The 13,480-nt window shown below is 65.9% G+C and carries 9 protein-coding genes; 5 read left to right on the forward strand and 4 right to left on the reverse strand.

Going from position 1 to position 13,480, the window contains the following annotated elements; genetic code table 11:
* The first annotated feature begins 102 nt into the window (after positions 1 to 102).
* Positions 103 to 1,764: an ATP-dependent DNA ligase LigA gene (gene ligA / locus NO878_RS02195; protein WP_256405449.1), complete on the forward strand. Its 1,662-nt coding sequence runs from the start codon at positions 103 to 105 to the stop codon at positions 1,762 to 1,764.
* A 45-nt stretch (positions 1,765 to 1,809) separates the two neighbouring features.
* On the forward strand, positions 1,810 to 2,577 hold the full coding sequence (locus NO878_RS02200) for an MBL fold metallo-hydrolase (protein WP_256404325.1): 768 nt from the start codon (positions 1,810 to 1,812) through the stop codon (positions 2,575 to 2,577).
* A gap of 87 nt (positions 2,578 to 2,664) precedes the next feature.
* Here the strand turns inward: NO878_RS02200 and NO878_RS02205 are convergent, their stop codons facing one another.
* Genes NO878_RS02205 through NO878_RS02215 form a run of 3 tightly spaced genes read right to left on the reverse strand, consistent with a single transcriptional unit; the run spans position 2,665 to position 6,723 of the window.
* Positions 2,665 to 3,189, reverse strand: coding sequence for a hypothetical protein (locus NO878_RS02205; RefSeq protein WP_256404326.1), 525 nt, complete (start codon positions 3,187 to 3,189; stop codon positions 2,665 to 2,667).
* A 40-nt stretch (positions 3,190 to 3,229) separates the two neighbouring features.
* Entirely contained in the window at positions 3,230 to 4,318 is a 1,089-nt protein-coding gene (locus NO878_RS02210) for a DNA topoisomerase IV subunit A (protein WP_256404327.1), read from the reverse strand.
* Positions 4,315 to 6,723, reverse strand: coding sequence for a DNA topoisomerase VI subunit B (locus NO878_RS02215; protein ID WP_256404328.1), 2,409 nt, complete (start codon positions 6,721 to 6,723; stop codon positions 4,315 to 4,317). The genes NO878_RS02210 and NO878_RS02215 overlap by 4 nt, the downstream gene beginning before the upstream one ends.
* 254 nt (positions 6,724 to 6,977) lie before the next feature.
* Between NO878_RS02215 and gyrB the strand changes: the two genes are divergently transcribed.
* The 3 genes from gyrB (at position 6,978) to NO878_RS02230 (ending at position 12,234) form a co-directional block, all read left to right on the forward strand.
* Positions 6,978 to 8,894: a DNA topoisomerase (ATP-hydrolyzing) subunit B gene (gene gyrB, locus NO878_RS02220; protein ID WP_256404329.1), complete on the forward strand. Its 1,917-nt coding sequence runs from the start codon at positions 6,978 to 6,980 to the stop codon at positions 8,892 to 8,894.
* Positions 8,891 to 11,362 (forward strand): DNA gyrase subunit A, encoded by a 2,472-nt coding sequence (gyrA, locus tag NO878_RS02225; RefSeq protein ID WP_256404330.1) that lies wholly within the window; start codon positions 8,891 to 8,893, stop codon positions 11,360 to 11,362. The genes gyrB and gyrA overlap by 4 nt, the downstream gene beginning before the upstream one ends.
* A gap of 338 nt (positions 11,363 to 11,700) precedes the next feature.
* On the forward strand, positions 11,701 to 12,234 hold the full coding sequence (locus tag NO878_RS02230) for an Rrf2 family transcriptional regulator (protein ID WP_256404331.1): 534 nt from the start codon (positions 11,701 to 11,703) through the stop codon (positions 12,232 to 12,234).
* A gap of 40 nt (positions 12,235 to 12,274) precedes the next feature.
* On the opposite strand, the gene NO878_RS02235 is transcribed toward NO878_RS02230, so the two are convergent.
* On the reverse strand, positions 12,275 to 13,453 hold the full coding sequence (locus NO878_RS02235; protein ID WP_256404332.1) for an NAD(P)/FAD-dependent oxidoreductase: 1,179 nt from the start codon (positions 13,451 to 13,453) through the stop codon (positions 12,275 to 12,277).
* Between the last annotated feature and the right edge of the window lie 27 nt (positions 13,454 to 13,480).

Consider the following 13,480-nt stretch of genomic DNA (forward strand, 5'->3'; position numbering starts at 1 on the left):
GTGGGTAAAAGGGGTTGTGCACCCCGACCCGCTCCGGAGTCGGTGATGACCCCTCGCGACGGAACCGATAGTCTCAGGAATCGCGGCGTCGAACCGTTCGGCATGGAGTTCTCGGAGTTCGCCGACCGCGTCGCCGCCGTCGAAGCCGAGACGGCGGACCTCGAAATCACGTCGCTGGTCGCGGGGTTGTTCGCCGACGCTGGCGACGACCTACCCGTTGTCGTCCGACTCCTGCTCGGGCGGATCGTCCCCGCCTGGGACGGAACGACACTCGACGTCGGGCCACAGCTCTGTCATACGGCGCTCGCACGCGCCGCCGGCCCGAACGTGACCGCCGACGACGTGGCCGACCGCCTCGCCGAAACGGGCGACATCGGGGCCGTCGCCGAGTCGCTCGAGACGGGCGGACAGCGCGGTCTCGCCGCCTTCGGTGCCGCCGACCCCGACCCCCTCACCGTCGCCGACGTGGACGACCGCCTGCGGGCGCTGGCGAGCGCCGACGGGTCGGGAAGCCAGGATCGAAAGGTCGACACCCTGTTCGGCCTGTTCAACCGCGCCGATCCGCTCGCGACTCGGTATCTCGCCCGTCTCGTCCTCTCGGAGATGCGGATCGGCGTTGGCGAGGGAACGGTTCGGGACGCCATCGCCGAGGCGTTCGACGTGCCCGTCGACGCCGTCGAGAACGCACTCCAGGTGACCAACGACTACGGCGCGGTGGCGGTCCGCGCTCGCGACGAGGGGAAAGCGGGACTGGCGGACGTGGCGCTGACCGTCGGCCGGCCGGTGCGGGCGATGCTGGCCCAGACTGGCACCGCCGACGACGCCCTCGACGCTTGGGCGGCCGTCGCCGTCGAGACGAAGTTCGACGGCGCGCGGGTCCAGGTCCACCACGACCCCGACGGCGAGACGGCTGTCTACTCCCGGAATATGGCGGACGTGACCGACGCGCTTCCCGAAATCGTCGAGTTCGTTCAGGACGCGGTCGACGTGCCGGTCATCCTCGACGGCGAGGCACTCGCCGTCGACGACGACGGCGACCCGCTCCCCTTCCAGGCGGTGCTCCGTCGGTTCCGGCGCAAACACGACGTGGCCCGGATGCGCGAGGAGGTAGCCATTGAACTGCGGGCGTTCGACTGCCTCCACGCGGACGGGACGGACCTGCTCGATACCCCACTCCGGGACCGCCGCGATCACCTCGAATCGGTGCTCCCGACCGGCGTCTCTCCGCTCACGATCACCGCCGACCCCGACACCGTCGCGGCCCGTGAGACCGAGGCGCTGGCGGCGGACCACGAAGGGATCATGCTGAAAAACCCCGACTCGGCGTACACGCCGGGCAAACGGGGACAAAATTGGCTGAAGCGGAAACCGGAGGTCGAGACGCTCGATCTGGTCGTCACGGGCGCCGAGTGGGGCGAGGGACGGCGGGCGAACCACCTCGGCACCTTCCTCCTGTCGGCCCGAAACGACGCCCCCGACGGCGACGACTTCGTCACCATCGGCAAGGTGGCAACGGGCATCTCCGACGAGCGACTAGCCGAGTTGAGCGACTTACTGGAGCCGCTGATCCAACACCAGGACGGGACCGAGGTGACACTCGATCCCGCGGTGGTCTTCGAGGTCGGCTACGAGGAGATTCAGGCGTCGCCCACCTACGGATCGGGCTACGCGCTCCGCTTTCCCCGGTTCGTCGCCGTCCGCGAGGACAAGCGACCCGCAGACGCCGACTCGCTGTCGCGAATCGAGCGGCTGGCGGGCGAGTAGCCCCTTCGACCGACCGTTTTTGACCCGCCGCCGAGTATCCCCGGTATGATCCGCCACCGTGACCTCCGCGTGCGCTGGCTCGGCTACGCCACCGCCCGCGTCGACGACGGCGAGACGGTCGTCTACACCGACCCCGGCCGGTACGGCGTGGTGACCGGCGACTGGGAGCCACCCGCGGGGGTCGACACCCGTCACCCCGACGGCCCCGCATACGACGCCCGCGACGGCGACGTGGTGCTCGTCACCCACGATCACCACTACGATCCCGACGGGGTCCGTCGCGTTGCAGCGCCGGACGCCACGCTCGTCGTCTACGAGGGCGTCGACGCCGACCGCGCCGGGCGGCCGCCGTCACCCGAGACGCTGGCGGCCGAAGAGGGGTACGACCTGCGCCGGATCGGCGAGGACGACCGGATCGAGGCCGCGGGCGTCCCCGTTCGGAGCCTCCCGGCGTACAACGACCCCGATGGACCGCAGGCGAACCCGGACGGCTCGGTTATGCATCCGAAAGGGTCCGGCGTCGGCTACCGCTTTGTCGTCGGGGACGCTCCGACCCCGGTTTTCTGGCCGGGCGACTCGGACGCCCTCCCTCACCACGACGGCCTCGACGTGTCGCTGTTTCTCGCGAACATCTCGGGGTCGGTCTGTATGGATCGCCACGAGGCCGCCGCCCTCGCCGAGCGACTCGATCCGGATCTCGTCTGTCCGATCCACTACGACACGCAGTCGTTCCTCGCGGCGGACGCGCGGGCGTTCGCGGCCGACGTTGCCGGCCGCGGGGTTCCGGTCGTCCTCGACGAAGGGTGGGCATAGCGGCTCATACGGAGTATCTTGACTGTGTGCCGGTGGGTCGCCGAGACGGTCTGGCGACCCACTGGTACCGATGCATCATAAACCGTATCAGGCGCCGGCGTCCACAGTGACCGTCGAGTCCGGCGACGCGGCGTCCGTCCCCTCCCAGTCACCGATCCGCCGGAACTCCACGTTCGCTTCCTCCAAGATGCCGACGAGCGTCGCGTTCCCCCGTGGCACGTCGATGTAGTCTCCGGAGACGTGAGCGTCGGGGTGTTCGGCGGGTTCGGGTTCGACGTGAGCCGCGAGTTCGAGGCCGTCAGGGTGGCTGTAGCCGCGGATGTGGGTCTGCCACCAGTGCATCCCCGACGGGTGGTCGCGGACGTATCGCACTCGCCGCACGTTCACGATTTCGTTGCGGTAGCTGTAGGACAGCTCCCAGCCCGGTTCGAAGAAGCGCTCGCCGAGAAACGCCTCCGCCTCGGACTCGTCCATCGCGACGACGACGGCCGGGTTCTCGGGCTTGGGCTTCGAGAAGAACGTCTTGCGGACCCACCAGAACGAGCGTCGGAGTGCCTTGAGCGGCGTCTCGGGCAGGTGACGCAGCCGCTCGATGTCGAATTCGAACTGCATACTCCCGGTACGTCGCCCGAACGAATAAGTGTATGTTAGTCTATAATACGCCCATCTCGGACAGCCGTTCGGGCAGGTACTCGTCGGTGACGAAATCGAGCCCGCGGGAGGCAAGCGCCTGCTGTTCGGCCTTCTTCCCGATGTCGAGTTGGAGTTCGATCTGCTCTTTCCAGTAGTCGGTGGTAAAGCGTGGATCGTCGAGTTCCGACTCTAGGGCGTTCACGTCAGAGTCGGCGAGGGGATCGGTCGGCAGGTCGTACTCGACGATATCCTCGGGCTGGATGCCGACGAAGTCCGCCTCCGGCGTGGCGAGATACTCCGAGAGGTGGGCGCTTTTGATCGAGCCGTAGGCGACTGAGCCGTAGATGCGATACGACCAGGGGTCGCCGTCGGTAAAGACCACGACCGGCACGTCGAGTTCGTCGTGGAGACGCTTGGTGATTCGGCGGGTCGCCCGCGCCGGCTGTCCCTTCAGGTGGACGATCAGGGCGTTGTAGTCGGTGTCGAAGCCGTTCTCGACGAGACGGTCTCGCATACCGCCGGTCTCGACACAGAGGATGAACTCGATATCGTGATCCAGAAAGTCGATCGTATCGGGATTGTTCGGAATCTGGTAGCCACCCTCACCGACGTCTTTCTGGCAGTGGATCTCGCGTTCGCCACGACGGGTCTGTTCGCGCAACTCCAGGGGACCCATCAGCGTCGCGCCCGACTCCTCGGGCCGCATGTGGAAGTCCTCGCGGGTCACGTCCGAGACGATTTCGAGGTCCTCGATCAGTTGGTTGGACTCGTCCTGATCGGCAAAGGCCGCCTCGTCGGAGTCCCACGACTCCGAGAGGTAGTAGAGTTCACGGAGAGTAGAGGAACGCCCCTCCTCCAGTTGGCGGGCGAGGAAGTCGATTGTGTAGGTGGCTTTCAGCAGCTTCCGAGCGCCACGCACGGAGTTAGCCGAGCGCGTCGAGGTGCGGTCACCGTAGACCCACACGCCGCTGTCCTCGTCGTACTCGATGTTGCTTTTCGTCCGCGTCGGGAGCGTCATCTCCGGGACCTCCCCCTGGTCGAATTGGTCGTAAAACGCCGCCGCGAGGTCGATCAACTGCCGCCGTGCGCGTTCGTCTTGGGTACTCATGTATCCACCGTGAGCTTCTCGCCTTCGATTCCCTCGACGTCGACGTCGAAGGTCGCCCCGTCGCCGTCGCTCACCTCGTAGGTGAGCTGGGCTGTCTCACCCGCCGACACCGACGGGGACCACTGCACGAACCACTCGTCGTCGAGGTCGACCACCGACGCACCGTCGCTCACCGCCGTCGGCTCCTGATCGACGATATCGGTCACGTCGAGTTCCTCCTTTCGCTCGGAGTGGTTCCGCACCGCGAGTGTCACCGCCCCCTCCTCGACCGTCCGCTCGACGAGGACGTTGTTCATGATGCGTCCGAGTGCGCCGTCGATGTTCGGGCGCTCCTGTCCGGTCACCGCCGCCAGCTTGTCCGCCATCTCGGGGAGGATTCGTCCCAGTACCTCCTGTTTGCGCCGGCGTTTCTCTAGCGACCGCCGGCGGTTGAGGTAGGATTTCAGCTCTCGGGCGGCCTCGCGGATAGCGAGTTCGATCTCGTCTTCGATTGTGGGGACGTTCGCCACCGCGTCCTTCGACTCGCTGGTAAAGGGGACGTTCGTCGACGCGACGTGGACCATCACCACCGCGGGGCCGGAGGGGAGGCCGCGTCCGCCCGGCTGATCGAGGCCGTAGTTCCGCCAGCCGATATCCTTGACCACGTCGGTGATGGCACACGCGCCGCGCTGGTACACGAGGGGCACGCGGTTGGCAAAGCGCATCACGTTGGCCGAGCCGTCGCTCTCTAACTCGCCGCCGTAGGCGATGCCCGCCTCGACGATGAAGGGGTCGCCACCGTGGACCTCGGCGTCGCGGGTCGCGGCCGCGTAGAAGTCGGCATCGAACTCCTTTCGCAGGCCAGCCTCGACGAGGTCCGCCGTGATCGGCGAGAGACAGTCCGTCGGGGGAGCGAGGATATCCGTCGCGCGCATCGCCTCCAGCAACTCGGAGGCAGTGTCTCGGTCGTCGGCGACCGTCTTCACCTTCGGGAGGTCGTCCGGGACTGTCTGCATGATCGCCCAGCAGGCTTCGACGACGTTCTCGCGGGCGGTGTCGCCGAACGTGGCCTCGGTAGCCTCCTCGATCCGATCCGCCGAGCGGTCGACGTACGCCACGAGTTCGTCGCGGGTCGCCCGGTGGCGCGGGTCGTCGGTCGCGGCGAACTTATCCGCGAGGCGTTCGGCCACGCCCTGTACCGTCGCGTCGTCCTTCCGGGTGCTCGTCGCGTTGTCGATCCGCTCGTACAGGGTCGTGGTCAGAAGATCGGTCCGGGTACACTCCGCCCAGGCCGCGTCGACGGCGTTTTCACGCACCGTTTCGCCGAACGTCTCGTCGAACTCCGCCTCGGCCGCGTCGGCGAGGTTCCCGACGATTTCGACGAGTTCGTGGTGGGAGATGCGCTCCCGGTCGCCGACCGTCTCCTCGACGCGCGCCGCGAACCAGTCGGTCGCGGCGGCGCTCTTGTTGGCGACGGCGTCGATCAGGGCGTCCTCGATGTCGGCCTCGTCGTGGGGGGCTGGCGTCCCCCACGCCATCTCTCGGCCGAAGTGGCGGTCCCGGAAGCGGTTACACACCTTCGTCGACGTCTTGTTGCCGACGCGCGTGAACTCCTCCTGCAGAAAGCCCGATACCGAGTACGACTCCGTCGCCTCTAGCATCTTCAGGAGCGTCCCGAGTTCGACGCCGTGTGGGTGAGGGCGGATTTCCTCCGTCTCGTCGGGCAACGTGTCGGTGCCGCGCTCGAACTTCAGTGGCTCGTCGAGGCCCGGTTCCCGGAGTTCGACCCGGGCGTGTGGGTTGACGACCGCCGTATGTTTGATGTAGTCGTGCAGTTGCGCGCGGGCCCGCATGTTCGCCTCCATCTCCAGTTCGATCCGCGTCCCGTGGGGTCGATCCCACGAGGTGGTCTGCTCGTTCCGGATCTCAGGTTCGTTATCGTCGGTGTCGACGACGAGTTCGAAATACTGGGCGTCGGCGCTGCCCCTCGTTCGGCTGGTGATCTTGGCGGGTTTCCCGGAGGTGAGCTGCGAGTAGAGCACGGCCGCCGAGATCCCGATCCCCTGCTGGCCGCGGGACTGTTCGCGCGCGTGAAATCGGGAGCCATACAGCAGTTTGCCGAACACCCGCGGAATCTGTTCTTTCGTGATCCCCGGCCCGTTGTCCTCGACGATGAGCCGGTAGTAGTCGTCGGCCTCGGCGATTTCGACGTAGATGTCGGGGGCGATGCCGGCCTCCTCCGTGGCGTCGAGGGCGTTGTCCACCGCCTCCTTGACGGCGGTCACCAGCCCCCGGGCCCCGGAGTCGAACCCGAGCATGTGCTTGTTCTTCTCGAAAAACTCGGCGATGGAGATGGCCCGCTGGTTCTCGGCCAACTCCTCGGCGATGCCCCCGTCCTCGCCGAGCGTCGACTGGAACGATGTCATCCGTGCGCCCCCTACCCGGACGACGTTTAAAAGGCCACCGCCAGCGGGGTGAAAGTGGAACGCCGGGCGCGCCCGAGCGCGGCCGACCGGGCTGTCCCGCCGAACGCAACGGGTCGTGGCCGGTGTACCCGGAGAACGACGAACTCAGCTTGTCGAATCGAAATCCGAACTTCGTCTTGGTGTAATCGTAATTGTTGTCGCGCGCACGCGTGCGAGTGTTTAAGGGTCGTGGCCATCTAACTCGTGTAGATTCTATGGCTGACGAACAAACGTACGGAGCCGGACAGATACAGGTCTTGGAGGGCCTCCAGGCCGTCCGGAAGCGGCCGGCGATGTACATCGGGTCGACGGATACACGCGGCCTCCACCATCTCGTCTACGAAGTCGTCGACAACGCCATCGACGAGGCGTTGGCGGGCTACTGTGACGCCATCGACGTGACCGTCCACGAGGACGACTCGGTGAGCGTCTCGGACAACGGCCGCGGCATCCCGGTCGACACCCACACGGAGTACGACCGACCGGCCGTCGAGGTCATCATGACCGTCCTCCACGCCGGCGGCAAGTTCGACAACAAGTCGTATCAGGTCTCCGGTGGCCTCCACGGCGTCGGGGTCAGCGTCGTCAACGCCCTCTCCGCGGAACTGGCGGTCACAATCAAACGCGACGGGGCCGTCTGGACCCACCGATTCGAGCGGGGCGAACCAGTCGAAGATGGCTTCGAACGGGTACGTGACCTCGCCCCCGAGGAGGAGACGGGGACGACCGTCCGCTTCTGGCCCGACGACGACATCTTCGAGACCTCCGACTTCGTCTTCGAGACGCTGTCGACGCGCCTCCGGGAACTCGCCTTCCTCAACTCCGGGGTCGAGATCGGTCTCACCGACGAACGCGACGGCGAGGCCGTCGCCTTCCGCTACGAGGGCGGTATCCGGGAGTTCGTCGAGTACCTCAACGAGACCAAGACCGCACTCCACGACGAGGTCGTGTACTTCGACGACGAGGCACAGGACATCTCCGTCGAGGTGGCCCTCCAAGCCACCGACGAACTCCAGGGGTCGATCCACGCCTTCGCCAACAACATCAACACCCGCGAGGGCGGTACCCACCTGACGGGGTTCAAGACGGCGCTTACGCGTGTCGTCAACGACTACGCGACCGACAACGGCCTTCTGGGTGACCTCGACGGAACCCTCAAAGGCGAGGACGTCCGCGAGGGACTGACCGCCGTCATCTCGGTGAAACACCCCGACCCGCAGTTCGAAGGACAGACCAAGACCAAACTCGGCAACAGCGAGGTTCGGGGTATCGTCGAGAGTGCCGTCCACCAACACCTCGGCACCTTCTTCGAGGAGAATCCCAGTACGGCACAGGCTATCGTCGGCAAGGCCGTCGAGGCGGCGAAGGCCCGCCAGGCGGCGAAAAAGGCCGAGGAACTCACCCGGCGCAAGAGCGCCCTCGAGTCGACGGCCCTGCCCGGCAAACTCGCCGACTGTCAGTCAAAGGACCCCGGCAAGTCCGAACTGTTCGTCGTCGAGGGTGACAGCGCGGGCGGGAGCGCCAAACAGGGTCGCGACCGGGAGTTCCAGGCTATCCTCCCACTCAAGGGGAAGATTCTGAACGTCGAGAAACACCGCCTGGACCGCATCCTAGAGAACGACGAGATCAGGGCGCTCATCACCGCCATCGGCACCGGCATCGGCGAGGAGTTCGACATCGAGGAGGCCCGCTACGAGCGGATCATCCTGATGACGGACGCCGACGTCGACGGCGCCCACATTCGCACCCTCCTGCTTACGCTCCTCTATCGACACATGAAGCCGCTGCTGGAGCGTGGGTACGTCTACGCCGCCCAACCCCCGCTCTACCGCGTCAGATACCGCGGAGAAACCTACGACGCGATGAGCGAGGCCGAACGCGACCGGATCGTCGAGGAGAAGTGTAACGGCGAGGCCGACCAAGTCCAGCGGTTCAAGGGCTTGGGGGAAATGAACCCCGATCAGCTCTGGCAAACGACGATGAACCCCGAAAACCGGATTCTAAAGCGCATCTCCGTCGAGGACGCGGCGGCGGCCGACCGCATGTTCTCGATCCTCATGGGCGATGCGGTCGAGCCGCGTAAACAGTTCATCAAGGAGAACGCGAGCGACGCGGAGTGGGTGGACATATGAGCTCGGACGTGCCCGAGGACTCGGTGGCGCCGGCCCGTCGGGTCGACACCGCCCGGATCGAACAGGAGATGGAGCAGTCCTACATCGACTACGCGATGTCGGTCATCGCGGGACGGGCGCTCCCCGACGCCCGCGACGGCCTCAAGCCCGTCCACCGGCGCATCCTCTATGCCATGCACGAGGCGGGGGTCACCTCCCGGGCGTCCCACCGAAAGTCCTCCTCCGTCGTCGGCGAGACGATGGGTGACTTCCACCCCCACGGGGACAGCGCCATCTACGACGCGCTGGCACGGATGGCCCAGGACTTCTCGATGCGTGCGCCCTTGGTCGACGGTCAGGGTAACTTCGGCTCGGTCGACGGCGACCCGCCGGCGGCCATGCGCTACACCGAGGCCCGGATGTCGCCCATCGCCGAGGAGTTGCTCGCGGATATCGAGAAAGACACCGTCGACTTCTCGACGAACTACGACGGCCGGAAGCAAGAACCCGACGTCCTGCCCGCGGCCTTCCCCAATCTGCTCGTCAACGGCTCCTCGGGCATCGCGGTCGGCATGTCGACGAACGTGCCACCGCACAATCTCGGCGAGGTAATCGACGCGGCGATCCACCTCATCGAGAACCCCGAGTGCACCGTCGAGGACCTGATGGACCACGTCGTCGCGCCCGACTTCCCTACCGGCGCGAACATCGTCGGCCGTAACGCCATCTACAAGGCGTACAAGACGGGCAGAGGTCGTCTCCGCGTCCGCGCCGAGATGGAGACGCTGGACGACCGAATCGTCGTCACGGAACTTCCCTACCAGGCGAACAAGGCACGCCTGATCGAACGCATCGCCGACGACGTCAACGAGGGAGCACTCGACGGCGTGCGCGACCTGCGCGACGAGTCCGACCGCGACGGCATCCGCATCGTGATCGAACTCAAGCGGGGGGCGAACCCGGACGTGGTGACAAACCAGTTGCTCGAGTCCCACCTCGAAACGACCTTCGGCGTCATCAATCTCGCATTGGTGGACGGGCAGCCGAAAGTGCTCGACCTCAAGGAGACGCTTTCGGTCTACCTCGATCACCGCCGCGAGGTCGTGCGCCGCCGGAGTGAGTTCGACCTCGCCGAGGCGGAGGACCGCGCCCACATCCTCGAAGGGCGACTGACGGCCCTGGAAAACGCCGACGAGGTGGTCGAACTCATCCAGGACGCCGCGGATCGTGACGCCGCGAAGGCGGCGCTGAAAGCCGCCTTCGACTTCTCTGACGACCAAGTCGACCACATCGTCGCCATGCAACTCGGCAGCCTCACCTCGATGGAGACGGCCGCCATCGAAGAGGAGTACGAGAAGGTACAGGCGCGGATCAGACGGTTATCGGAGATTCTCGAACACGAGTCCGAACTTCTCGGCGTCATCAAGGACGAACTCCGCGAGATCAAAGCCGAGTACGCGGACGAGCGCCGCACCCGGGTCATCGAGGACGACGGCGAGGTGACCGACGAGGACCTCATCCCCCAGGAGGACACCCTCGTCGTCGTCAGCGAGGACGACTACATCAAGCGGATGTCGCTGTCGACGTTCGACCCCCAACACCGCGGCGGCAAGGGGATCATCGGCGCCGACCTCAAGGAGGGTGATCGTGTCTCCTCTGTCTTCCTCGCGAACACCCACGACTACCTGCTCTGTTTCACCAATCGGGGACAGGTGTACAAGCTAAAGACCTACCAGGTGCCCGAGATGGGCCGGACGGCCCGCGGCAAGTCGGCCGTGAACCTCCTGGATCTCGATGACGGCGAAGAGATCGAGGCGGTCGTCGACTGCGAGAGTCTAGAGGGTGACGCGGACCGCTATCTCACCATGGCGACCCGCGACGGCCGCGTGAAACGCACCGCCGTCGACGAGTTCGGCAACATCCTCTCGACCGGCATCCGGGCCATCCGCCTCGCCGAGGGCGACGCTCTCGTGGACGTGGAGTTGACCGACGGTGACCACGACCTGATCGTCGCCACCGCCAACGGAATGAGCATCCGATTCGACGAGAGCGAGGTCCGGCCGATGGGTCGGGACGCCCGCGGCGTCGGCGGCATCAAGTTGCAGGACGGAGACCACGTCGTCGGCGTGGCCGCGGCCGACCCCGCCGATCACGACTGGGTGCTGTCGGTGACCGACAACGGCTACGGCAAGCGGTCGCCGGTCGACGCCTACAGCCAACAGTCCCGCTACGGCAAGGGACTGATCGACATCAAGACGAACGACCGCAACGGGCCGACCTGCGCCATCGACGCTGTCGGCCCCGGCGACGACCTCGTGGTGATGAGCGAGGACGGCCAGATCATCCGCACGCCCGTCGAGGACGTCTCGACGGTTGGGCGGAACACGATGGGCGTCATTGTCATGGACCTGGCGGCCGGCGACACCGTCGCCTCGGTGGCCGTGATCCCCGCCGAGCGGACGGGCGAGGGTGAACTCGACGACGCCTGACCGTCGCTGGCATTCGTTCGCCCGGCGCACTCGGCATGTCGCACGCCGAGGCTCCGTGTCGACGCCGCGGCGACTCGCGCCGTAGTCGATACCGGGATGCGACCCGTCTCGTCCGTGCCTGGCAGGGCGGGATCGTACAAGACGGGTCGGTGTCGACGGTGGAATCGAACCGTGTCTTCCCGCGCTACCCCTGCGAGGGTGCGTTTTTCCGCCCGGCGCGGGGTGAAATCCCGACAGACCCAAAGCTGTACTGCGTTCACCCTGACGGGGGGGAGAAAATCGGACGCTGTTTTCGCACATCCATCGAATTTAATAACGCTAGTCACCAACCTAAAGCCATGTCATCAATCGAACTGACTTCGAGTCAGAAGACGATCCTGACGGCCCTCATCAACCTGCACCGCGAGACCGAGGACGCGGTGAAAGGAGAGGATATCGCCGACGAGGTCGACCGAAACCCGGGCACGATCCGTAACCAGATGCAGAGTCTCAAAGCCCTCCAACTCGTCGAGGGCGTACCAGGGCCAAAAGGCGGGTACAAGCCGACAGCCAGCGCCTTCGAGGCTCTCGACGTAGACCAGATGGACGAACCGGCCGCCGTCCCTCTACTTCACAACGGCGAACCCGTCGACACGGCGAACATCGGCGAGATTGACCTCTCGTCGGTTCACCACCCCGATCTGTGTCGCGCCGAGATCCACGTTCAGGGCTCGGTCCGGGAGTTCCACGAAGGCGACGAGGTGCGTGTCGGTCCCACGCCGCTCTCGAAACTCGTCATCGACGGGACGGTCGACGGCAAAGACGACACCGACAACATTCTGATCCTCCGCATCGACGACATGCGGGCGCCCGCGGAACCGACCGACCACTGAGCGACTCGACGGTCGTCGTCCCGTCCGTTGCCGCCACCGCTTACATGTCCGACCAGGCGTCGATAGCCCGGCCGATAGAAGAGACGTCCGCGATCCAGCGGGCGGCGACGGCTTTCTTCAGCAGTTCGGCACCGATGCCGCCGAACGTGTCGACGGGGAGCGGGTCGACACCGTGGGCGACCGCCTTATCGCCGACGGAGACGAGTGTCCCCTTGTCGTTGTAGGTCCAGGTCCGGAGCGATTCGCCGCGCGCTGCGCGGGCGAGATTCTCGCCAGCGACCTCGGCTGCCTGCCAGGCGGCCTGTGCGGTCGGGGGGGCGAAGTCCTCGGGTCCCTGCTCGATCATCGCCGTGTCGCCGATGGCGAACACCCGGTCGTCGCTCGTCTGGAAGTCGCGGTCGGCGTACATCCGGTTGCTCCGGTCGTCCTTGTCGACGGCCGTGCTCGTGAGTTCGTCCTGTCCCGTGATGCCGCCGGTCCAGACGAACACGTCGTAGTCGAGTTCGGTCGGCTCCTCGTCTTCGCCACCGCCGACGTAGATGGTGTCCTCGTCGACCTTCGAGACGAACTCGCCGGTCATGATGTCGATTCCGGCAGCCTCCAGTCGCTTGCGGAGCGCTCCCTGGAGTTCGGGATCGTTGCCGGGGAGCACCTCGTCGAGTCCCTCAACGAGTGTCACCTCGACGGGCGCGCGGTGTTCGTCCCGGTAGGCGGCGACTTCGCCGGCCGACTGGATCCCCGAGAGACCGGCCCCGCCGACGACGACCTGTGCGGGGTCCGACCGCGTGGCCCCGGCCACCGCGTCGGACAGATCGTGATGGATCTCCTGGGCGTCGTCGAGACTCTTGAGGGTGTGGGCGTACGCCTCAAGCCCTTCGATACCGTAGAAGGCGGTGCGACTCCCCAGCGCGACGAGCAGGTAGTCGTACGAAACCGGTTCGCCGTCACGGAGGTGAACCTCTCGTTCGTCGACGTCGATCTCTGTAACGTGATCCTGTTTGAACGTCGTATCTGGGGACTTGATCTCGTCGACAGGGATCGAGATCTTGGAGGCGACGTTCGTGTCTCGAATGACGCGATGAGATTCGTGGAGAACGAGATGATAGTCGTGCTCGGAGATCCAGGTGAGGTCGGCGCTGTCGTCCGACGCTTCTTCGAAGGAAGTCACGGCGCCGGCACCGGCGTACCCAGACCCGAGAACGACGACCTGAGCGGTCATGACGAGCACTCTGAATCCCTACGTTAT

Origin of the sequence: Haloplanus ruber (assembly GCF_024494725.1) — an archaeon.
GTDB classification, from domain to species: domain Archaea; phylum Halobacteriota; class Halobacteria; order Halobacteriales; family Haloferacaceae; genus Haloplanus; species Haloplanus ruber.

What these genes read in the sequence shown, in the direction of transcription:
- ligA (WP_256405449.1), top strand. Translation starts at nt 103, where the DNA reads ATGGAGTTCTCGGAGTTCGCCGACCGCGTCGCCGCCGTCGAAGCCGAG.
- NO878_RS02200 (WP_256404325.1), top strand. Translation starts at nt 1,810, where the DNA reads ATGATCCGCCACCGTGACCTCCGCGTGCGCTGGCTCGGCTACGCCACC.
- NO878_RS02205 (WP_256404326.1), bottom strand. Translation starts at nt 3,189, where the DNA reads ATGCAGTTCGAATTCGACATCGAGCGGCTGCGTCACCTGCCCGAGACG.
- NO878_RS02210 (WP_256404327.1), bottom strand. Translation starts at nt 4,318, where the DNA reads ATGAGTACCCAAGACGAACGCGCACGGCGGCAGTTGATCGACCTCGCG.
- NO878_RS02215 (WP_256404328.1), bottom strand. Translation starts at nt 6,723, where the DNA reads ATGACATCGTTCCAGTCGACGCTCGGCGAGGACGGGGGCATCGCCGAG.
- gyrB (WP_256404329.1), top strand. Translation starts at nt 6,978, where the DNA reads ATGGCTGACGAACAAACGTACGGAGCCGGACAGATACAGGTCTTGGAG.
- gyrA (WP_256404330.1), top strand. Translation starts at nt 8,891, where the DNA reads ATGAGCTCGGACGTGCCCGAGGACTCGGTGGCGCCGGCCCGTCGGGTC.
- NO878_RS02230 (WP_256404331.1), top strand. Translation starts at nt 11,701, where the DNA reads ATGTCATCAATCGAACTGACTTCGAGTCAGAAGACGATCCTGACGGCC.
- NO878_RS02235 (WP_256404332.1), bottom strand. Translation starts at nt 13,453, where the DNA reads ATGACCGCTCAGGTCGTCGTTCTCGGGTCTGGGTACGCCGGTGCCGGC.